Here is a 25,084-nt window from a genome sequence, read left to right as displayed (position 1 = left end):
TTGGTCGAGATGACAAAAAATGTTCATGCTTCTTTTATCAACCTAAAATTGTGATTGCAAAAAAATACAAATACCCGGTTGTGTTAACCATTGCCGGTTCGGATAGTGGCGGCGGTGCAGGTATTCAGGCCGATTTAAAAACGTTTTCTGCGCTGGGTTGCTTCGGTACTTCGGCAATTACAGCGATAACAGCACAAAACACGTTGGGGGTAAGTGCAATACATTCGATACCTCCTGAAACTGTTAAAAAACAAATTCAGGTTGTTTTAGAAGATATCAAACCAGATACGATTAAAATCGGGATGGTACACAGTGCAGAACTGGCTGTTACAATTGCTTCTGTTTTAAAGGATTATCCTGCAATTCCTGTAATTTTTGATCCGGTAATGGTTGCAACAAGCGGCGATAAACTGATTGAAAACGGAACAATAAATACCTTAAAACAAGTCCTTTTTCCTTTGTCTGCTTTGGTTACACCAAATTTAGATGAAGCGGCTTTGCTTGCAGAAATGGAAATAAACAGTCTGGAAGATATGGAAACAGCGGCCGAAAAAATAATGGGTTTTGGTTGCAGCGCAGTATTGGTAAAAGGCGGACATTTAAAAGGAAAGCAATTGTTTGATGTTTATTTAGATAAAAGCGGACGAAAGCAAGTATTTTTAGCTGAATTTGTGGATACCAATAACACACATGGAACAGGTTGCAGTTTATCTTCGGCCATTGCTGCTTTTATGGCAAGAAAATTGGATTTATTAACGGCCATTGCAGAAGCAAAAATATATATCCATCAAGCGATAGAAAGCGGAAAAGACGTAAAAACCGGCGAAGGGAATGGCCCGCTAAATCATTTTTTTAACCCAACAAAATTAATCATATATGAGCTGGAGTAAAACAGCATGGCTACAGGCAGAACCTGTTTACAATGCCATTTTAAAAATGCCTTTTATCTGCGAGCAAATTACAGGAACCTTAGCCATAGAAAAATTTAAGTTTTATATTGCCCAGGACTCTAACTACTTAGAGCAATTTGGCAGAGCTTTAGCTTTAATAGGAGCACGTGCACATGATATGGCACACGTATTAAGGTTTATCCGTTTTGGAGAAGGCGCCATCGTGGTAGAAAAGGCTTTGCACGCCAACTATTTCCTGGAATTTGGAATTGAAGGAAAAGCGCCAATTTCGCCTGCTTGTCATCATTATACTAATTTCCTGTTAAAAGAAGCTGCGCTTTCTCAGGTTGAAGTAGCCATGGCTGCCGTGCTGCCTTGTTTTTGGATCTATAAAAAGGTGGGCGATTATATTTATCAGCAGCAATCCAAAGAAAAAAACCCTTACCAAACCTGGATTGATACTTATGCCGGAGAAGATTTTGGCCTGCGCGTACAAGAAGCCATTGATATTTGCGATGTTGTTGCGGCAACTTGTACGCCAGCACAGCAGCAAAAAATGACAGAAGCCTTTGTTACAGCCTGCAAATTAGAATGGTTATTTTGGGATAGTGCCTGGCGAATGGAAAAATGGTAGGTTGAATCACTATAAAAATTGATTACATAATCTCTTTTTCCCGATTCTAAAAAATACTACTGCAAGTATTCTTGTAAAGTCTTTTCTTTAAACTCATTTGTATCATCCGGATTAAGAAATTTAACAATTTTGGCCGGACTCCCGGTAATAACTGCGTAAGGCGGAACATCTTCTAAAATTACTGTTTTACAACCAACAACAGAACCTCTACCTAAACGTACTCCAGGCATAATAATGGCGCCAAAACCAACCCAACAATTGTCTTCTAAAATAACAGGCATTGGCTTGCCGGTAATTGGAAATGATCGTAAAGAATTTTTTGAAACATTTATCAAAAGCTCTTGGCGAACTTCTATTGGCGAAGTAGAAATATCAAACCAGGTATCTGTAATAACAGAACTCCAAGCAAGCATGCAATGATTACCAATGGTTATGCTGCTATTACAAACAATTGTTGCTCCGTTTATAACAGAAAATTTCCCAATGGATACTTTACCTTTTTCAGATACTATAAAATCAACAATCTGGTAGCAACCGCTTGCTTGGTCTATAATCAGCCCTTTTTCATCTTGAGAATAAAAAGTGGAGAAACCATAGGATGTTTCCACATAAACAGTATCTGATAAAACGATGTTTTTAGGAAGCCCTTTACTATACCAGTCTCCTTCAACGTGAGTACGACCATCTTTATCTACTTCTTTTACCTGTATTATATTTTCTCTCATCACGCTAAATTTCTACAGGCTTAGCAGGGTTTCCGGCCACTGTTATTCCAGCGGCCACATTTTCTGTTACTACGGATCCAGGTGTGATAATGGCACCAGCTCCGATAGTTACTCCTTTTAAGATCGTTGCATTATATCCAATCCATACATCATCACCGATTACAACCGGTTTTGATTTAACCGTTGGTCTTTTATTATGGTTACCCAACGGTGATATAGCAATGGTATCTGCTAACCTGGCAGCAGGAGCGATAGGATGAAAGTCAGAATCAATAATGGTTGCGCCGCCTGCAATTAATACCCTGTTTCCTATGGTAATCTTTTGTGATGCTACCAAAGATGCACCTGCTAAATAACAATAATCTCCAATTTCAATCAAACCGTTTTCTTCTGTTGCAAATGATGCTCGCCAAATGGTTACATAACTGCCAATAATTAAAGCTATAGGTAGTTTTGAAAAAAAAGTTTTAAAACTTTGGGAAGAATCAATTACAGAATTTTCACCTACTTTTATATTGCTTGGAATTAAACCTTTAAACCAGTCGTTCGGAATTGCTTCACCAGGTTTTATCAGATGTAAAAAAGATTCTTGCTGTTCAGTCATCACTAATTGCTTGCTGCATTAATAAATTCAATCGGAAGGCATTAAGTACCAATTATCAGGATGATTAAGATCTTCATGATCAGTACCATTTAATGAAATATAACCAAACGCAAAATTGTATTTCGGCAAATTAAATTTTATGTTTTGCAGTACAAATTGAAATAGAGGGCTTTGCATTCCTTTAATTTCTTTCCATTCAACTAAAATTTTCTGCGGATTTAGATCATGAATAGCACGGATAAAAACAGCAAAATTTTCTTTTAAATCTTCTTTGGTTCTCGCAAGCATATCTACAATCAATCCTGTTTTTTTCTTAACAGCGATATAACCTTTTAGTTGTTGGGTTTCAACTTGCCTGATTTCAAATACTACTTCGTCTGCTAATTTCCATGCAAGTTGCTTTGCATCTCTAATAACGCTGTAATTTATCGGGAAGTTACTGATGCAATCTTTCCATAACTGGTCATATTCTTCGTTAAAGGCTGATGCTGTTTTTACCGATACTTTTTTTGGATCATCTATAAACGTTTCGGGCTTGTTTAATGATATTGCAAAACAGGCATAAGTAGTTTGCACGATAGAACTTACATGTTTCAGTACGCCTGTCCAGGCATAAGCTGGAAAAAAGTAAACTACCTCAAATCCTTTTTCCTTGGCTACAGTTAATCCGTAATTAAACATAGCAAAAGCCGGATGAGCAAATGTAAATTTCAAATCTTTTTGCCTTACTGTGTTATCTAAAATTGGGGCAGAGATACGATATGAGTTCATATACCTGCCATGAGCATAAAGTTTTGAGGGGATAAAAACAGTTTGTCCTACAACCCGATTGTCATTATTTACAGCAACAACAATTATACTACAGCCATTTGGGGTTTCTAAGTACCATTGCTTAAACTGCTGTTCTGAAATGCCTCCCCAGCCCGAAAATTCATCCCATAATCTAAAAATAGCTTCAAAATCTGCGGGTTTGTAAAGACGGTATGTTAGGGCGGCTGACATGTGTACTTTCTTTAAATCTAAATTAAGTAATGTGTTGATGCTTGTACAAACTGGCATAAACATCATCGGCCTCCAACAAGCTTTGGTGCGTTCCCTGTTCTGCCACATAACCATCTTTTATAGTGATGATTAAATCAGCATGTTTTAAGGTAGATAAGCGATGTGAAATCAGAAACACTGTTTTTCCTTTTGAAAACTGATTTAGTGCTTTAAATATCCTTGCTTCCGTAAGTGCATCTACAGCGGAAGTCGGTTCATCTAAAATCATCATCGGTGCACGTTTTAAAAAAGCTCTGGCAATAGAAATCCTTTGCCGCTGGCCACCGGAAAGCGAAGCGCCAGCCTCACTAATCATGGTATCATACCCTTGAGGTAATTTAACAATAAAATCATGTGCCTGTGCTGCTTTTGCCGCTTCAATTACCTCGGTAAAAGAAGCATCCGGATTACCAAAAGCAATATTTTCACCGATGGTCATCGGAAATAAAAAAGCATCTTGCATAACAATAGAAATATTTTGCCGAAGTGAATGCAACTTCAAGCTCTTAATATCAATTCCATCCATTCTGATAACTCCTTCCCAAGGGTCGTAAAAACGGGAAAGAAGGGAAATTATGGAAGTTTTACCAGCCCCGGTTGAGCCAACGATGGCAACGATTTGACCGGGAGCAACCTTAAAAGAAACATTTTTTAAAACGGGAGCAGCAGTAACCGGATTGCCATAACCAAAGGTTACATTACTAAATTCTACTGCTCCTTTTGGCATAATTAACGATACTGAATCATGCTTTTCTTGTACAACTTCATCCGAATCTATAATATCAAAAATACGTTTCCCTCTTGCTCCAATCGTAACTGCTGTACCAATTGCTGTGGATAAAGAATTAACCGGTCCGTACAAAGCAGTAATATATCCCAGGAATATAAATAAATCACCAGTTGATAGTATACCGTTTAAAACGCGGTAACCACCAATACCAATTACAACTGCAGAAGCAATACCTGTAACGAGATAGGATAGTTGATTAAAGGTGATAGAAACAGTATTGGCTACTTTAAATGCTCTGCTAAACTCTTCTGCATGCACAATTAATTTTTGGTACATAAATGATTCGCGGCCAAAAGCCTGAATAATTTTCATGGAGGTTAAGCTTTGCTGCACAAATGCCGAAAGGGCGCCCTGTTTGTTGTATTGATCCATCGTAGTATCATTCATGGGTTTGGCGTAAAAAACAAGTATCAACCCAAGCAACGGAACTACTGCAAACGCGACTAATGCCAACATCAAATCTATTTTAGCCATGATGTAAAACATACCTATTAAGCAAACAAGTGAGGTGATAGACGGCAGTAAGATTTGCGCAACCAGGAAGTAAACAATAAAAACATCACCGTTCATACGCTGCAACAAATCACCAACCTGGTTTTTATTGTAAAATGATAAGGATAGCTTCTGTAATTTACTAAAAAAATCTACGGAAAGATCGTAAACCAAGCGCTGAGAAAGATTAACCGTATAGTTAAAAACCACTAAAGATATAATGGCGCTGCCGATTGTAATTAGAATTAACGAAGTAATAGATAATAATAGTAACTGCTGTTTGTTTTGCAAAATGGCAGCATGATTAAAAAGCCGGTTAAAAATAGCAGGTAAAGCGTGGTTTGATAAAACGTTATCAACTATAATTTTTATTGGAAGGGGTTTAACGATTTCGAAAGCGACCCCTATCAAAGATAGGAGGGCAACCAATACCAGCTTTGTTTTATATTGCAATATATAATGAAAAAGTCTGGCATAAACGCCGGAAGCTGCTGGCATAAATTTTAATATTTTTGTTTTTGAGGTTGTTTGTCCATATGCAATTTAGTTTTAGCGCCTGTTTAAAATTTACTTGTTAAGGTTTCGATGCTTCTTTTACCCTATAAAAATTGATGTGGAATTGGGTTTTGTTTTGTTTAGGTTGATACAAACACCAATTTTTATAGGGTAAAAGAAGCATTAAGGTTTTTTCTTGTATAAATTTAAACAGGCTCTTATAAAAAGATGTAAAATTAATACATGATAAACTATTTGGAAGTTACATTTTCTTCCACCACCAGGTTTTTTTCATCAATGTCTTCAGCAAATTGCAATATGCTGTCGCTTTGCGTTTCACTTTTCTCAAGTCCAGTAAATGCAGTGTATAAATCATACATCGTACTGGCTGAATCTTTAAAATATTCTGCCGCAATAAGAAGTACGATGATACTAAGTATAACAGAAACGGTTACTGCATGATTGATTGCCGCAAAAACAGCTATAATAGTTAGCGTAACAACTGCTACAATAACTATTTTCGGAATCGAAGGCCATATTTTAAACCGTAGCAATTGTTTACCGGCACCGTGTTCTTCAATTACAAGCAGTCCTCTGCTTGTAGAAAACATACTATTGCGTGCTTGTAAATCCCAGCGATCAAAGTTGTTTCCTCGCTGTACTCTTGTTTTTAAATTAATGAGTTCTTTTTCGATGCGCTCTAACCAAACTTCAGCGGCAATCCATTCTTCAGACCAAAGTGTTAATATTTGTGGATTCAAAATAAAAGCAAATTTCATATTAGAAACGATGTTAATTTCTCGCCATGGCCTAAGTCCGTGTTTAAGTCTTCCATACAGCCTCGCCATTGGCTGAAGCAAGTGTAGCAATGTAATGAGTGCTGTGTGTTTATAATTTCTTGATTGTGCTAATTGATCAGATACATTTTCTGACGCACTAATTATGGCCTGCACAAATACAATGATGATGGATAAAACAAAAATTGGCCAGATCCATAATAATGGCGCCCATAAAAAACCCAACGATGCAAAAAAAGCAAGCAATGCAGAAAATAAGTACCATTCTGGCATTAATGGAATAGCATTAAGGAAACCATGAGCAGGCTGATAAACTGATTGAAATAATGCACTACCCCAGCTACCGTAAAAAACTTTACCCTTTTTTAAGTTTATAGGCATGGTAAAACCATTACCATAAATACGGCCAGACCAGGCTACGTGCCCAAATTGGTTATATTTTTCAGGCCATTTATCTTCCAATAAGGCTTCTGCCTTGCCATAGCCTTTTTGTTGTTTCCAATAAGCTTTAAACGAGTTTCGGCGGTGATGCCAGACAACGGCCGACGGATGAAAACCGATTGTAAACCCCGCTTTTTGTATTTTCCAGCAAATATCTACATCGTCTCCTGCTGCTCGATAAATATTATCAAATCCGCCTACTGCTAATAATACATCTTTTTTAAAAGCCATGTTGCAGCCCGGAATATGTTCTGCTATTTCATCGGTTATTAACACATGTACAGGGCCGCCAGGAGCATTAGCTACGCACTTTGCAATAGGACCATCATCAGCAGGCGCAATATTGGGGCCGCCAATACCAGCATGATTGGAATCTAAAAATGCATAAGCTAAATAATTTAACCAGTGAGGATCCGGATAAGCGTCATCATCTATGTAAGCAATAATTTCGCCGTTTGCTTGGTGCGAACCTGTATTTCTGGCACTGCTTAATCCACAATTAACTGTATTAATAAGCTTTACGGGGTATTCCTTTACAATTTCAGCTAAATTATCTGTTGATCCATCATTAACTACAATCACTTCATAAGCAGGATAATTTAATTTTTGTAAACCTTCCATGCACTCTTTAATAGTAGAAGCGCCGTTAAACGAGCAAACTACAACAGAAATTAAGGGAAGCGGCATGTTTTCGTTAGAAAAAGGAACTTCAGCCATGGTTTCTCTTACAGCCGAAAGCGCTGGTTTAGACCTTCTTTCTCTATCAACTATTCCAAAATCCCAATCATCAATGCTTGATCCTCCACGCCACCACTCGTCAGTCCACGCAAAAACAAACATCCCGGCACAGCCTTTGGCAAATACTGTTTTTATCTGCCATTTTAGGGTTTCCGCCTGTAACGCTTCGCCGTTTCGAATACTGTCTAACCCAATTTCTGCCAACACCAAAGGCCGGTCGCCAGAAAGATTGTGCAACCTGGAAATATAGCTGCCTAATTTTTCTGGTGTTTCCAAGTACACATTAAAACAATCAAAATCAAGGAAACTTAAGTCAAGATATTCAGTAGTAGGGAAATTAACATAAGTTACTAAGCATTCGGGATCCGTCGCTTTAACTGCTTTGTATAACTGTTTTAGAAAGTCTTCAATCTTTTGCTTGCCGTACCATCTAACAATAGGAGCAGGAATTTCATTACCGATAGCAAAGCATAAAATAGCCGGATGTTGACCGCAAGCTGCGGCTCCTTCTTTTACTCTTTTTACAATATCTTTTTTACGTTCTTCTGTATCTAAAAAAGTAATATGCTGTTCCCAAGGCAGGCCTACCATTACTTTTAAATTATATTGCAAAGCAATATCTAATAAATATTTAGGCGGTACGGTGTAAGTTCTAACACAAGTGATACCGTTTTGCGCCATCAAACTAAAATCTTTTTCTATAGTTAACTTTTGCGGATATTGAAAACCGTCAACGGTAGGTGCAAAAGTGCCGTAGGTAACCCCTTTTATATAAAGCTTTTGCTTATTAACGTATAAAAATTTTCCTTTAATTGAGACTCTGCCTTCCAAGTTTTTACGGTAAGTTTCGTTAGTCAGCATATAGTTGGCCATATATGGGAAGGATAGTTAACATAATTTTTGGTTGTAAAAATATGTTGTAATATGCAAATATTTAACTGTTTATTTATAATAATTATAATAAATGCTTTATGGTAAATATTATTGTAAAAATATTGCCTTGTTAGAACTATTTTTAACAGACAAAAGGTAAAAATATTGCCGTTTTTTTATTAATGCTGTTTTTATAGCAGTAAAAACAGGATCAATAGTCTGTTTCAGATAAACTTCGTGGCCTTGCTATAAATTTATATTTTTGGGCTCTACCAAAAGCAAACGACTTGAAGCCGCAAAATTTAACCACCGTACAAACCGCCAAAGACCTTGGCCTGCTTCCCGAAGAATTTGAACGCATCAAAGAGATATTAAGCCGTGTGCCCAACTTTACCGAACTTTCTATTTTTTCGGTAATGTGGAGCGAGCATTGTTCCTACAAAAACTCCATCACCTGGTTAAAAAAACTACCGAAAGACGGGCCGCGGATGCTGGCCAAAGCCGGCGAAGAAAACGCCGGGTTGGTTGATTTGGGTGATGGCATTGGTTGTGCTTTTAAAATCGAATCGCATAACCATCCTTCCGCTTTAGAACCTTACCAGGGCGCAGCAACCGGAGTAGGTGGCATCAACCGTGATATTTTTACGATGGGCGCGCGGCCGATTGCACAGCTAAACTCGCTTCGTTTTGGCGATTTGAAAAATGATCGGACAAAATGGTTGATAAAAGGAGTAGTAAAAGGAATTGGCGATTACGGCAACGCTTTTGGCATCCCAACCGTCGGCGGCGAGTTGTTTTTTGATGAATGTTACCAGGTAAATCCACTGGTAAATGCTTTTTCGGCAGGAATTGTAAAAGCTGGCGAAACCGTTTCGGCAACTTCTTACGGTGTAGGCAATCCGGTTTACATTGTTGGTTCTTCCACCGGAAAAGACGGGATTCATGGTGCTGCTTTTGCCTCAAAAAATATTACAGAAGATTCGGTGAACGATTTGCCGGCCGTACAAGTTGGCGACCCCTTTCAGGAAAAATTATTGCTGGAAGCATCTTTAGAAGTAATTAAAACCGGGGCCGTTATCGGGATGCAGGATATGGGCGCGGCCGGGATTATCTGCTCCAATTCGGAAATGTCGGCTAAAGGCGAGCATGGAATGGTGATAGATCTGGACAAAGTTCCAACCCGCCAGGAAAACATGCAGCCTTTTGAAATCCTGCTTTCCGAATCTCAGGAACGTATGCTGATTGTGGTTGAAAAAGGCCGAGAAGCCGAAGTACAAGCTGTTTTTGATAAGTGGGATTTAAACTGTGTACAAATTGGCGAAGTAACCAACACTAAACGTTTGGTTTATTACCGCCATGGAGAAATGGTTGCCGACGTTCCGGCAGATGATTTGGTTTTAGGCGGAGGCGCGCCGGTTTATCAGCGTGAATACAAAGAACCCGCTTATTTTGCCGAGAATAAAAAATTTAACATCGAACAGGTTCTAGAACCGGAAGACTTAAAAGCCGTTGCAGATCATCTGATTTCGCATCCCAATATTGCTTCCAAACGTTGGGTTACCGATCAATATGATTCGATGGTTGGCACTTCTACCGTAACCACCAACCAACCTTGCGATGCGGCCGTTGTTGCCGTAAAAGGAACTGATAAAGCTATTGTTTTGACTTTGGATTGCAATTCAAGATATGTTTATGCTGACCCAGAAATAGGTTGTGAAATTGCCGTTGCCGAAGCAGCACGAAACATAACTTGCGCTGGCGGCGAACCGGTTGCCATTACCAATTGCCTCAACTTTGGCAACCCTTATGTACCCGAAGTTTATTGGCAATTTGTGGGCGCAATCAAAGGGATGAGCAAAGCTTGCACCAAATTTGAAACGCCAGTTACGGGCGGAAACGTAAGTTTTTACAATCAAAGCAGCGATGAAGGGCCAGTTTTTCCAACGCCAACCATCGGAATGCTGGGCGTGATGGATGACCTTTCTACTTTAACCCGTTCTGATTTTCGGAACCAAGGTAATTTAATTTATTTGATCGGCGAATCCAAAAACGACATTGCTTCTTCCCAATACCTGGCTTCTTTCCATAAGATTGCTGCTTCTCCCGCACCATATTTTGATTTGGAAAAGGAGTATGCGATGCACCAGGTAATCAAACAGTTAATCAAAGAAAAGCTGTTGGTTTCGGCACACGATGTTGCGGATGGCGGTTTATACATTGCTTTGTTAGAATCGGCCATGCCAAACGGATTGGGTTTTAAAATTGAAACCGATGAAGCAATCCGAAAAGATGCTTTCCTTTTTGGCGAAGCGCAAGGCCGGGTTGTGGTTTCCATCAAACCAGAAAACCAGGAAGCATTGGTAGAATTGCTGGCAACTTCGGAAACAGAATTTAGTTTTTTAGGAACGGTTACTTCAGGAGATTTGCTGATTGATGACACTGATTTTGGTACGGTAAAAGAAGCATCAGCTATTTATAACAATGTGTTGCATAATATTTTAGGCGATTGATTTATCCGTGAAATCTTTCCAAAATCTGTGTAATTCCAAATTCTTATGCTGAAAATCAATCAAATCCATCACATCGCCATCATCTGTTCCGATTACCAAATTTCCAAACAATTCTATACAAATGTTTTAGCTTTTGAAGTGGAGCGCGAAGTTTTTCGCGAAGCAAGAAGCTCTTGGAAACTGGATTTGAAAATAGCCGGCAAATACCAAATCGAACTTTTCTCTTTTCCCAGTCCTGCGCCTCGTCCTTCGCGGCCGGAAGCTGCAGGTTTGCGGCATTTAGCTTTTGAAGTGAACGATTTGAACGAAGCCATACTGTTTTTATCGGCAAAAAATGTGCAAACAGAACCCATCCGTGTAGATGAATTTACGGGCAAACGTTTTACTTTTTTTGCCGATCCGGATGGTTTGCCTTTGGAATTGTATGAAGTGTAAATTAATGCGTATGATGTTCTTTTAAAAAACCTTCTGCGGATAAGTCTTCGTCCAGTTCTTCCCAATGCAACCATCAGCCATTGCCTTCAATTAAATAATTAGACAATTGTTTTCGGGTTCCTTTTTTCAAGTTTGGATAAAGGACAACAGGTTTAGAAAATACTTGTCCATCAGTCATTTCTATAAAAATATTTTCATCATCAAACCAAACAGACTTAATCAAAACCATTATTTTATTTTTTAAAATATTCTTCCCGAATTTATCTAAAAGATGTTCCAATTTAAGCAATTTTCTGTAGATCAAACCAATTGCGCCATGAAGGTCAATACCGATGGCGTGTTGTTGGGCGCAACAGCATCTGCAGAAAACCCAAAAACAATTTTGGATATTGGAGCCGGGACCGGTGTGATTGCTTTGATGTTGGCCCAAAGATTTAAAGAAGCAAAAATTGATGCCGTGGAAATTGATCAAACTTCAGCAAGAACCGCAGGGCAAAACTTTAAAAATTCCCCTTTTGCAAACCGGATCACTTTGCATGTAACTTCTATCGAGAATTTTTGGCTGCAAAAACAGCATCAGCAATACGATTTGATTGTTTCCAATCCGCCTTTTTACCTCGATACGTTAACTTCCCCGAAGGAAAACAAAACGCTGGCAAAGCACGCCGTTCCTGATTTTTTTGAAAACCTGGTTAAAAACATTCCTGGTTTTCTTACAGCAAGCGGCTTCTTCTGGTTAATTTTACCGGTAAAAACAGCATCACTTGTAAAAGATTTGGCAACAGGGTTGTTGTTTTTACAGGAAGAGATTGCCATTTCTTCTTTTCCAAACCAACCGCAGCACCGTTATGTACTTTCTTTTGGGTCGAAGAAAACTAATCCTATTTATTCTGCTTTAAGCATTTACGAAAGTGAAAAAGTGTACAGCCAGTCATATCAAACTTTACTGAAAGATTTTTTAACGATATTTTGAAAAAGCTATCAGCAGTCAGCTTTCAGCAATCAGCCATTAACTATCGGCAATGAACTATTAACCACCAACTAAAAATGCTTCTTTTACCATGAAAAAAATCGGCTTGATTTCTGATACGCACGGTTATTTAGACCCGGCCGTTTTTAAACATTTTGATGCTGTTGACGAGGTTTGGCACGCCGGTGATTTCGGGAATATTGCTTTGGCCGATGAACTGGCTGCTTTTAAACCGCTTCGTGGTGTTTTTGGCAATATTGACGGGAAAGATGTGCGCGCTGTTTATCCGCAAAACCTCCGTTTTTTTTGCGAAGAAGTAGATGTTTGGATGACGCATATCGGCGGTTATCCCGATAAATATAATGCGGCCGTAAAACCCGAAATTTACACCAACCCGCCGGCTTTGTTTATCGCCGGCCACTCGCATATTTTAAAAGTAATGTTTGATAAAAAGATCAATTGTTTGCACTTAAACCCCGGCGCGGCAGGCAAACAAGGCTGGCACAAAACGCGCACATTGCTGCGTTTCTCTATTTCAGAAAAACGGATCCATGATTTGGAAGTGATCGAAATGCTAAACCCGTAAAGGCCGGCCACACCAATTTTATGCCGGTAAAAGAAGCATTGTTCCGTTCCAATTAAAACAGTTTTTCTTTGGCAGCTTCTGCCTCAAAAACTACATCGGCAGGCAAGGCTGGTTGTTTGGCTGCGGCTACGGCCAGTTCATCGCAGCGTTCGTTTTCCGGATGTCCGGCATGGCCTTTTACCCAAACTAATTTTATTTGATGCAGCTTGTACAATTCCATCAATTGCAGCCATAAGTCTTTGTTTTTCTTGTCTTTAAAGCCTTTTTTGATCCAGCCGTAAACCCATTTTTTCTCGATGGCATCAATAATGTATTTCGAATCGGAATAAATGGTAATGGTTTGACCAGGCTTTTTAACCGCTTCCAACGCTTTAATAACAGCCATTAGTTCCATCCTGTTGTTGGTGGTTTTACGGAAACCGCCGGAAAGTTCTTTGTAATGGCTTCCGGCTTTCAAAATTGCACCGTAACCGCCCGGGCCAGGGTTTCCGCTGGAAGCGCCATCTGTAAAAATCTCAATCATACGGGGCAAAAGTAAATTTTAGTTGCGGGTTTTAGGGCGATAAAAACAGCATGCAATTTTCAGCATAAATTTACTTGACATTTACCATAAGATTTTTACTTTTGTACCAACAAAACGGTGAGCGTAGCTCAGTTGGTTAGAGCATTGGTTTGTGGTGCCGAGGGTCGTGGGTTCGAGCCCCATCGTTCACCCGTTTAAAATGAAAGTCCTTAACAGTAAATGTTAAGGACTTTTTTGTTTGATGCTTCCTTTATCCCCTAAAAATCATTGGATTTTTTTTCAAAAAACTAACCTTGCCATACTAATTTATATGTGCTAAAAAAAGCATTGATAAAATTGATCTCTGCTAAAAAGGTATTTTTACGTAAAACCACCTTTATCTTTTACGTGTAATTGCGCTTTTAACAACTTCAGGCTTTGTGTTATTTTGGATGCAACAATTAGAAGCCGAAACACAAGTTTGCATTTTTAAAAAGTTGGTTTGGATTTGACCGTCTATCTAATTTTTGCTTTACATAAAAAGCTTTAACTTGGATAACAATACTTAACTATTGGCAACTTATTTTCAATCAATACAACTTGTTTTAGCGCATTAAACACTTTTGAAAGTTTCAAATTAAGTAATCAATAAATTTAAAACGATACTGATTGCTTTAACATTAAGCGTCATAGTTTTAACTAAAACAAAGAAGCACCTGCCTTTTCAGGCAGATGCTTCTTTTATGCACATAAAATTAAAATAGCTTAGCTAAAAGAAGGGTGGTCAATATCCGGATCTTCGCCTTCAGCACCTTCGCCGCCAATTTTTGATTTTACGGCATCAACCGCTTTATCTGCTAAATTGGTGATGGCTTCTTTGCCTTGTTGTGCTTTATCGGCTACGGTAGTTCCTAAATCTTGCAATGAACTGCCCAAATTGTTTCTGGTTTCGGTCCCTGCTTCCGGCGCAAACAAAACACCTAATGCGGCGCCTAAAACCAAACCTCCGATTAAAGCAATCGCTACTGATGCTGCATTATTGTTGGCCTGAACTTCTTTTTCAGCAGCTTTTTTTGCATGTTTGGCATATTCTTTTGCATAGCCTTTGGCATCTCCTGCATAATCTTTTGCATAGCTTTTTGCGTAATCTGTGTAGTCTTTTGCATGATCTTTAGCATATTCTTTTGCCTGATCTGCGTACTCTTTCGTTTTTTTCAACAAATCTTTTTTGATACTCATAGCTTTGTGTTTTTTGTTCTAACAACGGTAACAATTTTAAGTTTAAGGTTTTTTATACTTTTAATAAAATGACAAGGAACATTTACATCTGTTGGAATTTTGTTAAAATTATAGCCGGTTACGCTTGTTGCCATTAAAAATTTATCTGATCTTGAACCAAACTTATGCTGCCATCTAAAATTTATATCAACTATTTGCCCGGTTTAAAATGGCAAACAGCGGCATTTGAAACATCGGGCAACCTTGATTTTGTTGCTGTTTGGCGGATAAATGTTGCCAGTTTCAAGCCTTTTTTAACTGCTTTACAACCATTGCTTTCACCACAGGAAATAGAAAAAATCTCACAGTACAAACAGGAAAACGACCAGCATCATTCCCTAATTGGTAAAGCAGTTTTACGGATTTTGTTAGGCCGATATTTAAATATTGATGCAAAAGCAATTCAATTCAAATCTGCCAAAAACAAAAAACCTGAATTAGAAAACAATTTTGTACGAAACTTGCGCTTCAATATTTCGCATTCCGGAAATTGGGTTTTGATTGCCATTTCAAACTCGGAAATCGGGGTTGATGTCGAAAAAATGAATGCTTCTTTTACCTATAAAAATTTGTTGTCTTTTGGTTTTAATCCAAAGGAAATTGATTTTATCGAAAGTTCCAACTTGCCGTACCAAAGCTTTTATGAATTGTGGACGCGCAAAGAAAGCTTGCTCAAAGCAACCGGAAAAGGTTTGGTGGATGAACTTTTGCACGTTCCATCTTTAACCGGCGTTCATCAAAATCCAATTGAACTCATTGGTTCTGCTGAAAACTGGCAGGTTTTAAGTTTTCCGGTGGATGAAAACCACACAGGCAGCGTTGCTTTTATACCGATAAAAACAGCATTGCAGTTTTTTAACTTCAGGCTTTGATAACTAATTGCGCTGTGTTCCGGCTTAGTTGTTCCAGCAAAATTGTTTTTCCTGCGGAGAGTTCTTGCAGCAAAGCGGTTTCGTAATGCCGAACGGTAAGCAGTTCAACTTCCAAATTGTACCGAAAGTTAAAATCCTGTTTTAGTTTTTGCTGCAATTGTTTAAATCGGGCAACTTCAAAATCAACACAAAAAGTAAAACTTAAAGCGGAGTTTTGCATCAAATTCACTTTAAAATGAAAACCGGCCAGCGTTTTAAAGATTGCGCTTAAATGATTTTCGGTAATAAAAGCATGGTCTTTGGAAGAAACCGAAACCAAAACCTGGTTTGCTTTGACGATGATAACCGGGACTTTAATCAGCAATTCTACATTGTTAATTACCGTTCCGCTTTCTTTCGGTGCCAAAAAAGGTTTTACAAAAAGCGGAATCCCGGCGTTTTGCAACGGCTGGATAGTTTTTGGGTGAATAATACTGGCGCCGTAATAAGCCATTTCTACCGCTTCAGAATACGACAACTGCTCAAACTTAACCACATTTTGAAAACGTTTCGGGTCGGCATTAAAAACGCCGGCCACATCTTTCCAAATGGTAACCGAAGGCGCGTTCAGGCAGGAAGCAAAAATAGCAGCCGTATAATCCGAACCTTCGCGGCCCAAAGTGGTGGTATAATTTTCGGAAGTTCCGCCCAAAAAACCTTGCGTAATTAGCACTTCGGTTTGTAGCAATTGCAGAACGGTTTCACTGATGTTTTTCCTGGTCAGTTCCCAATCCACACGGCCTTCGCCGTAAGTATTGTCCGTTTGAATCAGTCCACGCGCATCCAACCAACGGCTTTTAACACCAATTTGATTTAGATAAGCCGTTACAATCCGCGAAGAAACCAACTCACCGATGGAAACAATCTGGTCGTAAATAAAGTCCGGGTCGTCGTGTGGTTCTTCTTCGATCAGCCAGTCAATTTCCACAAACGTGTTTTCAACTTCATCAAAAACCGGATTTGTCGGCGCAAAAAGTTCGGCCATGATTTGTTGGTGAAAAAATTTTATGCCAGTAAAAACAGCATGTACTTCTTCCGTTTGGTTGATGTAAGCGGCCGTCAGTTTTTCCAGCGCATTGGTAGTTTTGCCCATCGCCGAAACCACAATCAGCAATTCATCTTTTTGATAATGTTGGACGATCTCCGCCAAATTTTTAATCGCTGCCGCATCTTTCACCGATGCGCCGCCAAACTTGAAAACTTGCATACTGTTTTTATCGGTTAAATTTTGGTGTGGGTTGTGGAGGAATTTCAACCTAAATCTGAAAAATCAAAATCAGAAAACTGTTCTTTGGAAAGCGAAACATTGATCCAACTTGGATCAAAAGAAGCATTGAGTTTTTTATAAAAACCGATGGCCGGTTCGTTCCAATCCAAAACCTGCCAAAGCATCCCGCTAAAACCTTTTTCTGATGCTTCTTTTACCAGTGTTTTTATCAGCAACATTCCAACTCCTTTGCCGCGATAAGCTTCGGTTACAATCAAATCTTCCAGGTACATGCGGCAGCCTTTCCAGGTAGAATAGCGGACGTAATACAGCGCAAAACCTACAATCGAGCCATCAACTTCGGCTACAAAAGCTTTCCAAACGGGTTTTTCGCCGAAGCCTGCATCTTCAAATTCTGCTAACGTAACGGTTACTTCTTCGGGCGCTTTTTCAAACAAAGCGAGTTCGGCAATCAGTTCCAGCAAGCGCGGGCAATCGTTTTTTTCGGCAACTCTTATGTGTAAATTCATTCCGCTTAGTTATTTTTCCAATGTGGAATCAACCGTTGCCCAAAAATCAAACTGCCCACGCGAATCATCGTGCTGCCTTCTTCAATCGCAATTTTATAATCGGCCGACATGCCCATGGATAGTTCTTTAAACGAATCTTCTTTGCGGAAAAAACTGGTTTTTATGCCGGTAAAAAAAGTATGCAATTCGTAAAACTCTTCTTTCAATTGTTTCTCGTTATCCGTGTTTGTTGCGATGCCCATCAAACCAACAATACGCACGTTTTTTAAAGCTGTAAATTCTTCAGAACGTAACAGTTCGATCGCTTCATCAAAACCCAAACCGAACTTGGTTTCTTCGTCGGCAATGTAAATCTGCAACAGGCAATCAATCACGCGTTTGTTTTTTGCGGCCTGTTTATCAATTTCCTGCAACAACTTTAAACTATCAACCGAATGAATTAAGCTGATAAAAGAAGCAATGTATTTTACTTTGTTGGTTTGCAAATGGCCGATCAAATGCCACTCGATATCTTTGGGCAGTTTTTCCTGTTTTTCTACCATTTCCTGCACGTTGTTCTCGCCAAAAACACGCTGGCCAGCATCGTAAGCTTCCTGCAAAACCTCAACCGGTTTGGTTTTCGAAACCGCAATCAGCTTCACATTATCGTCGCCGGTTTCTTTTTTTAAGTTTTTGATATTATCTGCAATGCTCATTAATCCGTAATTTTGAATGAAATTGTTGCAAAACTACATAATGCGATTTTATAAAATCCTGTTTTCTTTCATCGTGCTGTTTTTAGGTGCCTGCAATAAAGATAACGCGCCCGATAATTTGATTGATAAAGAAAAGTTTGTCCCGCTGATGGTTGATGTCCACATGGCCGATGGTTATTTGGGCGCGGGCACACAGATACCGGATAGTTTAAGTGTCCGTGGAAATGGTTTGTACATGGCCATTTTTAAAAAATACGGTGTTGATTCGGCGCAGTTTAGGAAAAGCTTTCAATATTATTCTTACCATTTGAACGATATGAACGACATCTACAAAGAAGTGGTTGCGCGTTTAAAGGCCAAAAACGATTCGATTGTGAAAGTGCAGGCGGCAGAAGAAATGCGAAAAACCAAACTCCGGATGGATTCTACCGCCAAAGCAGCCAAAAAAGACTCGGTTAAAAGAAGCATCAAACAGGATTCGATAAAAAAATTAAACGCTAAAAAGCATGCATAATTTAAGAAGAAAGAATATTGAATGATTTATCCCAAAAATAGCGAAGATAAACTGGGTTTTACCGAGATCAAGCAACTGATTAAAGCCAAATGCCTGAGTGTGATGGGCCAGGAAATGGTAGACAAGATCCAGGTGATGAACAACTTTGACCAGATCCAGAAGTTTTTACGGCAAACCTCCGAGTTTAAAAACATTTTGGCCAACGATACGGCTTTGCCGATCAGCAATTTTCACGACATTAAAACACTGGCAAAAAAAGCACGGGTTGAAGGTACTTTTTTATCGGAAGATGAATTTTTCCAGGTGCAGCAATCTTTGACTACGGTTTTTGCCGTGCTGGCTTATTTTAATGAGCGGGCAGGTGTTTATCCAAACCTCGAAGCATTGTTTGAGCATTTGCCGATCGAAAAAAATATTTTAAAAGCGATAGACCGCGTGCTTGACCCGAAAGGAAAAGTGCGGCCAAATGCTTCGCGCGATTTGCAGGAAATTACTTCTGGGATTGCACAAGCCGAACAAGCGGCGCGGAAAACCATCGAACAAATATTTAAAAATGCAGGCAACAGCGGCTGGACGGCTGACGGCTCTTTAACCATTCGCGATGGCCGTTTGTGTATTCCGCTTTTATCCGAAAATAAGCGCAAGTTAAAAGGTTTTATCCACGACGAATCTTCTTCCGGGCAAACGGTTTACGTAGAACCGGAAGAAGTATTTGTGCTGAACAACCGCGTGCGGGATTTGGAATTTGACCGACGGCGGGAAATTATCAAAATCCTGACGGGATTAACAGATGAACTTCGGCCTTATGTTCCGATCCTGATTTCTTACCACGGTTTGCTTACCAAGCTGGATTTTGTGCGCGCAAAAGCTTTGTTTGCGTTGGATATTGAAGCAGAAATGCCAATTCTGGTTTCCGAAATGCGCGTTAATTTGATCAATGCCAGCCATCCGTTGCTTCTTTTATCGTACAAAAAAGAGCAGAAAAGCGTGGTTCCGCTCAACATCAAGATTGATGAAACGGACCGAATTATTGTGGTTTCCGGCCCGAATGCCGGCGGAAAATCGGTTTGTATGAAAACAGTTGGTTTGCTGCAATTGATGGTTCAGGCAGGATTACTAATTCCGGCGGCAGAGCAAAGTGAGTTGTGCGTTTTCCGGCAGATTTTTGCAGATATTGGCGATGACCAATCCATCGAAAGCGATTTGAGTACGTACAGCGCCCATCTATCAAAAATGAAATATTTTGTGGAAATGGCCGACAGCAAAACGTTGATTTTGATTGACGAGTTTGGAACCGGAACCGATCCGCAATTTGGCGGACCGATTGCTGAAGCTGTTTTAGAATCACTCAACCAAAAAAAGGTAAAAGGTGTGATTACCACGCATTATTCCAACTTAAAATTGTTTGCCAGCAACACGTCGGGTTTGGAAAATGCTTCGATGTTGTTTGATAACTTGCAATTGCGGCCTTTGTACATTTTGGAAGTTGGCAAACCCGGAAGTTCTTACGCGTTTGAAATCGCCCAAAAAATTGGTTTGCCCCGAAATGTGATTGATGCGGCGAAAAACAAAATCGGCGTAAACCAGAAAAAAGTGGATACACTTTTAATTGATCTGGAACGCGATAAAAAAGAAGTTTTGGATGCTAAGTTGAACCTGCAAAAGCAGGAGCGAAGGGCAAACGTGTTGCTTCGGGAAAATGAAGAATTGAAAAATTACCTCGAAGAAAATAAAAAAGCCTTGCTGCGCGAAGCAAAAATTCAGGCGAAAACGATTATCCAGGATGCCAATAAATTGGTGGAAAATACGATTGCCGAAATAAAAAGCAGCAATGCCGATAAAGAAACCACACGTAACCTGCGCGAAAACCTGAACCGCGAATTGCAGAAAAACACCGTTAAGCCCGAAATTGCACCGGTAAAAGAAGCACCCGAAATTGAAGTTGGCGATTGGGTGAAACTGAACGATTCGGAAACGATGGGACAAGTGTTGGAACTGGCACGCGACAACGTAATTATCGCCATCGGCGATTTGCGCACGGTTGCCAAACGTAAAAAAGTACACAAAGTAGCCCGAAAAGAAGTGCCGAAAGAAATCCGCCGCTCTTACAATTCGGCTTTAAATGATACGGCAAGTTTTAGTCCGGAGATTGATGTGCGCGGCAAACGCGGCGAAGAAACGTTGTACGAAATTGAAAAATATTTAGACCGCGCCATCATGATGGGCGTTGGCACTTTAAAAATCATCCACGGCAAAGGCGACGGGATTTTGCGAAAGATAATCCGCGATTACCTGAAAAAATACAGCGAAGTAAGCCACGTGGAAGACGAACACGCCGACCGCGGCGGCGACGGAATTACTTATGTTTACCTGAAATAACAATTTTAAGTTTTACAAGTAATGCTTCTTTTACCACCTAAAATTTGGTGTGGTAAAAGAAGCATTTATCTTTTCGGACGTTTTTTGCAGCGCTTGCCTTTTTTGTATTTTTCGCAGCATTTTTTAAAAGTACAATCGAAGCACGAAGGCAAACTTTTACTTTGAAATAAATCAAAGCGGTTGTCTTTTTCTTCGGAGAATAAAAAAATTGTGTTCACAAGTTTTTTTAAAAGAATAGAAATTACTTGAAAATAAATTTTTTAATAAAATTGTCTTATTTAAAACCTAAATTATTAAAGAAACGTATGTTAGAAGCAAGTTTTTTTCTCATTGGTTTTACTGTTTACAATTTGAAAAACTGTTGTTATTTGTATATTCTTAAAGTATAATATTTATTATTGTATAAAAATTAGTATCATAAAAAATTATAATTGTATTTTTTCAGTTAGATATTCTTCATGCAAATCTTAATTTTTAGTACAGTATTTTATCCTTTGCGTGGTGGTATTGAAAACCTCACCTTAAATTTGTGTACAGAATTTATTGAAAAAGGCCACCAGGTTAAAGTAATTACTTACCAAAAACAGGTTGAGCCTTTAAAAGATATCGAAGTTTATTATGCACCGGGTTTCAAAAAAATGCTGCAGCTTTTTTTATGGTGTCAGGTTTATTATATGCCGAACATTTCGTTAAAAGGTGTTTGGCCCTTGCTGCTTGATCCAAGTAAACGCTGGATCATTTCGCAAAATGATTTTTCGCTCACCAATAAAACCAACCCGCTCTCGCTTTTAAAACTGTTTTTGATTAAGTTTTCTTACAAAAATATTTCTGTCAGTAAAAGTATAGCTACATCTATCCGCACAAAATCGGAAATTATTTACAATTGCTATGATGATGCTGTTTTTACCCTAAAAAATACAGGTGAAAGAAAGCTAAACTTTGTTTTTATCGGAAGGTTGGTTTCGCAAAAAGGTTGTGATACTTTGATAAAAGCTTGTGCCAATTTGCAGCAGCCTTTTACCCTGACCATTGTTGGCGACGGGCCAGAATTAGCCTCATTGCAAAACCTTGCCAACGAGCTGCAGCTTGAAGATTATATCAATTTTACCGGAACAAAAAACAGTTTTGAGATAGCCGAAATTCTAAACCGGCACCAGGTTTTGGTGATTCCATCCAACGGAAAAGAAGGTTTTGGCATTGTTGCTTTAGAAGGGCTGGCTTGCGGTTGCCGTATCATTGCAACAAATTCCGGGGGTTTGGCAGAAACAGTTGGAAGTTTTGGCAAACTGTTTGAACCAGGCAATGTGCAGCAATTAAACTTGTTGTTAAAAGAAGAATTAAACCATATTGACCAGCCCGTTTACCGGCCCGAAGAGCTAGCCGCATACTTAAGCAATTATAAAAAGGCGGTGGTGGCACAAAAATATTTATCTATTTTTGGAAGTGCTGCTTAACGCAAGATTTATTCTAAACCTTCATCTTATAAAATTTGTACCAGCAAAATTCTTTTAACGGAGCAGATCTTCCTGCAAAAACTCTTTGCCTTACTTTTGATGACGGGCCCGGAATTCACACACTTGCTATTGCCCGCTTTTTGTTTGAAAATCACATTCGGGCAACATTTTTTGTAGTAGGAAAATATGCGTTTCATCAACCGGAAATTTTAAAAGAGCTGAAGGAAATGGGTCATTTGATTGGCAACCACACTTACGATCACCCGGACTTGCCTTATTATGTTTCAGTTAATGGTGATGTTATCAATCAGGTTTTGCGTACAGATGCCATTATAAAACCTTTTGTAGATAGTGGGCAAATTTACTTTCGGGCACCATATGGAAAATGGTCGGCAGAAGTGGCGCAGGAATTAAACCGAAGTATGCTAACGGCAAACCACATTGGCCCGATCCACTGGGAAATTGCCGGGGTGGATTGTTATTACTGGCAAAACAATTGGGCCGTAGAAGACGCAGCAGCACGTTATTTATCTGATATTGAACTCAACAACCAACGCGGCATTGTGGTTTTTCATGACGAAATTGCAGATATGGATGTGGTAAAACCACACAACAAAACGTTGGATTTGCTAAAAATCCTGATCCCGCAATTGTTGGAACAAGGTTATCAGTTTGTACGTTTGGACGAAATTATACCGATAAAAACAGCATCGGCAGAAAAACCAAAGTTTACGTTACGGATTGGAAAAGAAAAATGTGTTTCGCTTAAAAACGATACCGATTTAAACTGCGAAGGCAAGCCTGAAAACCCACAAAATTTATTGTGCCTGGAAGAATTAGGCTTTGGAAAAATTGCAATCAAAGCAGCCAATAATTTGTACCTAAGCTCGGCTGAAATTGAAATTAAAGCAAACCGGGCCGTGATTGGCGAAACAGAAACTTTCGACCTTATCCCGGTAGATAAAAATAAAATAATGCTGCGTTGTTATGACGGCAATTATGTTGGCATTGAAAAAGGAAAACTAACCAAAAAAGCCCCACATATGCGGCAAGCGGCAATTTTTAGTTATGCCAACCATAACCATATGATCACCGACGATATTGCCTGGGAACAAAGGCTTTTGCTGTTAAAAAAGCAGTTGCTTTTTGTGCGTTCCAAGTTGCAGCAAAAAATCTAATTCAAACTTGCGTTACTTTTTCCACATTGCTTATCTTGGAACCAATTACAGCGGCTGGCAAAAACACAGCGGCACAACAACGGTGCAGCAAGTGCTGGAAGACAAGTTGAAGCAGGTTTTAAAAACACCAATTTTCATCAATGGCTGCGGCCGGACGGATGCAGGCGTACATGCAAGCCAGTTCTTTTTTCATGCTGATTTAAATGTAATTGATTTGGACGAACTGCTTTTTCGTTTAAACAAAGCCCTGCCTGCCGATATTGCTGTTTTTGATATTATCCAAGTGAAGGGAAACCAACACGCCCGTTTTGATGCTTATCTACGGACTTACAATTATCAAATCCATACTTACAAAAATCCTTTTTTAAGTAGTACAAGCTCTTTTTACCAGTTAAAAAACCTTAACTTAAAACAAATAGACAAAGCTTTGCAGTTGTTGCTTGTGTACCAGGATTACCGTGCATTTTGTACCACGCCTGCAAAATATGAACATACCATTTGTAAAATTAGTTCGGTAAGTTTAATTGTTGATGACGATGAAAAACACATCAGTATCCAAGTTTCGGCCAACCGGTTTTTAAGTAAAATGATCAGGATAATTATAGGAAAACTACTCAAAATTGGAACCGGAAAAATGAGCGTTGACGAATTTGAACATCATCTAATTAGTAAAGAAACACCTGCAATTTTAGATTTGGCCTATCCGCAAGGCTTGCATCTTTCTAAAGTTACTTATCCTTTTTTGGATTTACCTAATCAAGGTTTTTTGGTGAAAGGCTGAAAGGTAAAAGGTTTAGATCGGCACCAATTTTTATGCGATAAAAGAAGCATCAACTTATATCCAAGTTAAATTAAACTTTGAATACAATTTCTTTCACCGTTACATCCAATTCTGCGGCGCTTTGCTTTAACATCGCAACGATGGCGTTGTTGGCCGATGTTTCTGCTGTGGTTTCCAGCATTTCTACCAAACCAATGATATTTGCAAGTGGGCGCCTTACCAAATGTGACTGGCTGTACGCAATTTCTTCCAAAGTTTTTTCTTTGGAGGAAATAATGTCACTCGCTTTCAACAAGCTGTGGTTTAAGTTTTCTACCGCCGACTTTTGCTGCATTACATGCTCATGTACATTTGTGCAAGAGCCAAACCACATTGAAACATGGCCGTTTGCATCTTTATAAGGAACGGCCCGGATTAAAAACCATTCATAATTATCTGTATTCTTTTTAAGCATTACTTCTGCTTCAAAGTCTTTTCCCTGACCTACAGTTTCAATCCAACGTTTAAATAATTTTTTCCGGTCTTTAGGATGAAAAAGACATAATAAAAAGGCTTTTCGATCAGTTACTTCATCGCATTTAAAATACTCAAAAAAACGTTTGTTCGTAAAATTTACGGTTCCGTTGGCTAAGGC

The 25,084-nt window shown here is 39.1% G+C and carries 23 protein-coding genes, 1 tRNA gene and 1 pseudogene; 13 read left to right on the top strand and 12 right to left on the bottom strand.

Annotated elements, in window-relative coordinates; translation table 11 throughout:
* Positions 1-50: 50 nt before the first annotated feature.
* Positions 51-890 (top strand): bifunctional hydroxymethylpyrimidine kinase/phosphomethylpyrimidine kinase, encoded by an 840-nt coding sequence (gene thiD / locus Q0192_RS11255; RefSeq protein WP_366518182.1) that lies wholly within the window; start codon positions 51-53, stop codon positions 888-890.
* A complete protein-coding gene (gene tenA / locus Q0192_RS11250; protein ID WP_299289578.1) occupies positions 877-1,524 on the top strand; it encodes a thiaminase II in 648 nt (215 codons plus the stop codon). The genes thiD and tenA overlap by 14 nt, the downstream gene beginning before the upstream one ends.
* 56 nt (positions 1,525-1,580) lie before the next feature.
* On the opposite strand, the gene Q0192_RS11245 is transcribed toward tenA, so the two are convergent.
* From Q0192_RS11245 to Q0192_RS11225, 5 genes are all read right to left on the bottom strand, one after another.
* The gene (locus Q0192_RS11245; RefSeq protein WP_299289577.1) at positions 1,581-2,249 is read right to left on the bottom strand and encodes an acyltransferase; all 669 of its coding nucleotides are present in this window, start codon (positions 2,247-2,249) and stop codon (positions 1,581-1,583) included.
* Positions 2,250-2,253: 4 nt separating this feature from the next.
* Positions 2,254-2,853: an acyltransferase gene (locus Q0192_RS11240; protein ID WP_299289576.1), complete on the bottom strand. Its 600-nt coding sequence runs from the start codon at positions 2,851-2,853 to the stop codon at positions 2,254-2,256.
* Positions 2,854-2,880: 27 nt separating this feature from the next.
* Positions 2,881-3,855: a hypothetical protein gene (locus tag Q0192_RS11235; RefSeq protein WP_299289575.1), complete on the bottom strand. Its 975-nt coding sequence runs from the start codon at positions 3,853-3,855 to the stop codon at positions 2,881-2,883.
* A 22-nt stretch (positions 3,856-3,877) separates the two neighbouring features.
* A complete protein-coding gene (locus Q0192_RS11230; RefSeq protein WP_299289574.1) occupies positions 3,878-5,674 on the bottom strand; it encodes an ABC transporter ATP-binding protein in 1,797 nt (598 codons plus the stop codon).
* A 248-nt stretch (positions 5,675-5,922) separates the two neighbouring features.
* Positions 5,923-8,520: a glycosyltransferase gene (locus Q0192_RS11225; RefSeq protein WP_299289573.1), complete on the bottom strand. Its 2,598-nt coding sequence runs from the start codon at positions 8,518-8,520 to the stop codon at positions 5,923-5,925.
* 287 nt (positions 8,521-8,807) lie between these two features.
* On the opposite strand from Q0192_RS11225, the gene purL reads away from it, so the two are divergent.
* Together purL and Q0192_RS11215 are read left to right on the top strand one after the other, a co-directional pair.
* Positions 8,808-11,030 carry a phosphoribosylformylglycinamidine synthase subunit PurL gene (gene purL / locus Q0192_RS11220; RefSeq protein WP_299289572.1) on the top strand — a complete coding sequence of 741 codons (2,223 nt, stop codon included), beginning with the start codon at positions 8,808-8,810 and terminating at the stop codon, positions 11,028-11,030.
* Positions 11,031-11,075: 45 nt separating this feature from the next.
* Positions 11,076-11,465 (top strand): VOC family protein, encoded by a 390-nt coding sequence (locus Q0192_RS11215; protein ID WP_299289571.1) that lies wholly within the window; start codon positions 11,076-11,078, stop codon positions 11,463-11,465.
* A 73-nt stretch (positions 11,466-11,538) separates the two neighbouring features.
* Here the strand turns inward: Q0192_RS11215 and Q0192_RS11210 are convergent, their stop codons facing one another.
* Positions 11,539-11,745, bottom strand: a complete 207-nt coding sequence (locus Q0192_RS11210; RefSeq protein WP_299289570.1) for a DUF2442 domain-containing protein — start codon at positions 11,743-11,745, stop codon at positions 11,539-11,541.
* 36 nt (positions 11,746-11,781) lie between these two features.
* On the opposite strand from Q0192_RS11210, the gene Q0192_RS11205 reads away from it, so the two are divergent.
* Positions 11,782-12,438 carry a methyltransferase gene (locus tag Q0192_RS11205; protein WP_299289569.1) on the top strand — a complete coding sequence of 219 codons (657 nt, stop codon included), beginning with the start codon at positions 11,782-11,784 and terminating at the stop codon, positions 12,436-12,438.
* Positions 12,439-12,526: 88 nt separating this feature from the next.
* Positions 12,527-13,021, top strand: a complete 495-nt coding sequence (locus Q0192_RS11200; RefSeq protein ID WP_299289568.1) for a metallophosphoesterase family protein — start codon at positions 12,527-12,529, stop codon at positions 13,019-13,021.
* A 52-nt stretch (positions 13,022-13,073) separates the two neighbouring features.
* Here Q0192_RS11200 and rnhA read toward each other — a convergent pair whose 3' ends face one another.
* Entirely contained in the window at positions 13,074-13,544 is a 471-nt protein-coding gene (gene rnhA / locus Q0192_RS11195; protein WP_299289567.1) for a ribonuclease HI, read from the bottom strand.
* A 117-nt stretch (positions 13,545-13,661) separates the two neighbouring features.
* On the opposite strand from rnhA, the gene Q0192_RS11190 reads away from it, so the two are divergent.
* Positions 13,662-13,735, top strand: a tRNA-His gene (locus Q0192_RS11190).
* 553 nt (positions 13,736-14,288) lie between these two features.
* Here Q0192_RS11190 and Q0192_RS11185 read toward each other — a convergent pair.
* A complete protein-coding gene (locus tag Q0192_RS11185) occupies positions 14,289-14,762 on the bottom strand; it encodes a YtxH domain-containing protein (RefSeq protein WP_299289566.1) in 474 nt (157 codons plus the stop codon).
* A gap of 164 nt (positions 14,763-14,926) precedes the next feature.
* Here Q0192_RS11185 and Q0192_RS11180 point away from each other — a divergent pair, with 164 nt between their 5' ends.
* Positions 14,927-15,673, top strand: a complete 747-nt coding sequence (locus Q0192_RS11180; protein WP_299289565.1) for a 4'-phosphopantetheinyl transferase superfamily protein — start codon at positions 14,927-14,929, stop codon at positions 15,671-15,673.
* On the opposite strand, the gene Q0192_RS11175 is transcribed toward Q0192_RS11180, so the two are convergent.
* The 3 genes from Q0192_RS11175 to Q0192_RS11165 are packed head-to-tail and all read right to left on the bottom strand — an operon-like array spanning position 15,663 to position 18,144.
* On the bottom strand, positions 15,663-16,919 hold the full coding sequence (locus tag Q0192_RS11175; RefSeq protein WP_299289564.1) for an aspartate kinase: 1,257 nt from the start codon (positions 16,917-16,919) through the stop codon (positions 15,663-15,665). The genes Q0192_RS11180 and Q0192_RS11175 overlap by 11 nt on opposite strands.
* A 44-nt stretch (positions 16,920-16,963) precedes the next feature.
* Positions 16,964-17,449, bottom strand: coding sequence for a GNAT family N-acetyltransferase (locus tag Q0192_RS11170; protein ID WP_299289563.1), 486 nt, complete (start codon positions 17,447-17,449; stop codon positions 16,964-16,966).
* A 5-nt stretch (positions 17,450-17,454) separates the two neighbouring features.
* The gene (locus Q0192_RS11165; RefSeq protein WP_299289562.1) at positions 17,455-18,144 is read right to left on the bottom strand and encodes a YggS family pyridoxal phosphate-dependent enzyme; all 690 of its coding nucleotides are present in this window, start codon (positions 18,142-18,144) and stop codon (positions 17,455-17,457) included.
* A gap of 40 nt (positions 18,145-18,184) precedes the next feature.
* On the opposite strand from Q0192_RS11165, the gene Q0192_RS11160 reads away from it, so the two are divergent.
* The 5 genes from Q0192_RS11160 (at position 18,185) to truA (ending at position 24,450) form a co-directional block, all read left to right on the top strand.
* On the top strand, positions 18,185-18,658 hold the full coding sequence (locus Q0192_RS11160) for a DUF4296 domain-containing protein (protein WP_299289561.1): 474 nt from the start codon (positions 18,185-18,187) through the stop codon (positions 18,656-18,658).
* A 21-nt stretch (positions 18,659-18,679) separates the two neighbouring features.
* Positions 18,680-21,037: an endonuclease MutS2 gene (locus tag Q0192_RS11155; RefSeq protein ID WP_299289560.1), complete on the top strand. Its 2,358-nt coding sequence runs from the start codon at positions 18,680-18,682 to the stop codon at positions 21,035-21,037.
* A 458-nt stretch (positions 21,038-21,495) separates the two neighbouring features.
* Positions 21,496-22,491, top strand: coding sequence for a glycosyltransferase (locus tag Q0192_RS11150; protein ID WP_299289559.1), 996 nt, complete (start codon positions 21,496-21,498; stop codon positions 22,489-22,491).
* Between the two features lie 35 nt (positions 22,492-22,526).
* Complete coding sequence (locus Q0192_RS11145; protein ID WP_299289558.1) at positions 22,527-23,669, top strand: polysaccharide deacetylase family protein; 1,143 nt, start codon at positions 22,527-22,529, stop codon at positions 23,667-23,669.
* Between the two features lie 7 nt (positions 23,670-23,676).
* Positions 23,677-24,450, top strand: a complete 774-nt coding sequence (truA, locus tag Q0192_RS11140) for a tRNA pseudouridine(38-40) synthase TruA (protein ID WP_299289557.1) — start codon at positions 23,677-23,679, stop codon at positions 24,448-24,450.
* Positions 24,451-24,520: 70 nt separating this feature from the next.
* Here the strand turns inward: truA and Q0192_RS11135 are convergent.
* A pseudogene (locus tag Q0192_RS11135) lies at positions 24,521-24,994 on the bottom strand (PAS domain-containing protein); the annotation flags it as partial.
* Between the last annotated feature and the right edge of the window lie 90 nt (positions 24,995-25,084).

This window comes from uncultured Mucilaginibacter sp. (assembly GCF_937859865.1).
Lineage (GTDB): Bacteria > Bacteroidota > Bacteroidia > Sphingobacteriales > Sphingobacteriaceae > Mucilaginibacter_A.
The sequence above is the reverse complement of the archived record's forward strand: the minus strand, read 5'-3'. Positions and strand labels throughout refer to the sequence as shown.

What these genes read in the sequence shown, in the direction of transcription:
- tenA (WP_299289578.1), top strand. Translation starts at nt 877, where the DNA reads ATGAGCTGGAGTAAAACAGCATGGCTACAGGCAGAACCTGTTTACAAT.
- Q0192_RS11245 (WP_299289577.1), bottom strand. Translation starts at nt 2,249, where the DNA reads ATGAGAGAAAATATAATACAGGTAAAAGAAGTAGATAAAGATGGTCGT.
- Q0192_RS11240 (WP_299289576.1), bottom strand. Translation starts at nt 2,853, where the DNA reads ATGACTGAACAGCAAGAATCTTTTTTACATCTGATAAAACCTGGTGAA.
- Q0192_RS11235 (WP_299289575.1), bottom strand. Translation starts at nt 3,855, where the DNA reads ATGTCAGCCGCCCTAACATACCGTCTTTACAAACCCGCAGATTTTGAA.
- Q0192_RS11230 (WP_299289574.1), bottom strand. Translation starts at nt 5,674, where the DNA reads ATGCCAGCAGCTTCCGGCGTTTATGCCAGACTTTTTCATTATATATTG.
- Q0192_RS11225 (WP_299289573.1), bottom strand. Translation starts at nt 8,520, where the DNA reads ATGGCCAACTATATGCTGACTAACGAAACTTACCGTAAAAACTTGGAA.
- Q0192_RS11215 (WP_299289571.1), top strand. Translation starts at nt 11,076, where the DNA reads ATGCTGAAAATCAATCAAATCCATCACATCGCCATCATCTGTTCCGAT.
- Q0192_RS11205 (WP_299289569.1), top strand. Translation starts at nt 11,782, where the DNA reads ATGAAGGTCAATACCGATGGCGTGTTGTTGGGCGCAACAGCATCTGCA.
- Q0192_RS11200 (WP_299289568.1), top strand. Translation starts at nt 12,527, where the DNA reads ATGAAAAAAATCGGCTTGATTTCTGATACGCACGGTTATTTAGACCCG.
- rnhA (WP_299289567.1), bottom strand. Translation starts at nt 13,544, where the DNA reads ATGATTGAGATTTTTACAGATGGCGCTTCCAGCGGAAACCCTGGCCCG.
- Q0192_RS11185 (WP_299289566.1), bottom strand. Translation starts at nt 14,762, where the DNA reads ATGAGTATCAAAAAAGATTTGTTGAAAAAAACGAAAGAGTACGCAGAT.
- Q0192_RS11180 (WP_299289565.1), top strand. Translation starts at nt 14,927, where the DNA reads ATGCTGCCATCTAAAATTTATATCAACTATTTGCCCGGTTTAAAATGG.
- Q0192_RS11175 (WP_299289564.1), bottom strand. Translation starts at nt 16,919, where the DNA reads ATGCAAGTTTTCAAGTTTGGCGGCGCATCGGTGAAAGATGCGGCAGCG.
- Q0192_RS11170 (WP_299289563.1), bottom strand. Translation starts at nt 17,449, where the DNA reads ATGAATTTACACATAAGAGTTGCCGAAAAAAACGATTGCCCGCGCTTG.
- Q0192_RS11165 (WP_299289562.1), bottom strand. Translation starts at nt 18,144, where the DNA reads ATGAGCATTGCAGATAATATCAAAAACTTAAAAAAAGAAACCGGCGAC.
- Q0192_RS11160 (WP_299289561.1), top strand. Translation starts at nt 18,185, where the DNA reads ATGCGATTTTATAAAATCCTGTTTTCTTTCATCGTGCTGTTTTTAGGT.
- Q0192_RS11155 (WP_299289560.1), top strand. Translation starts at nt 18,680, where the DNA reads ATGATTTATCCCAAAAATAGCGAAGATAAACTGGGTTTTACCGAGATC.
- Q0192_RS11150 (WP_299289559.1), top strand. Translation starts at nt 21,496, where the DNA reads ATGCAAATCTTAATTTTTAGTACAGTATTTTATCCTTTGCGTGGTGGT.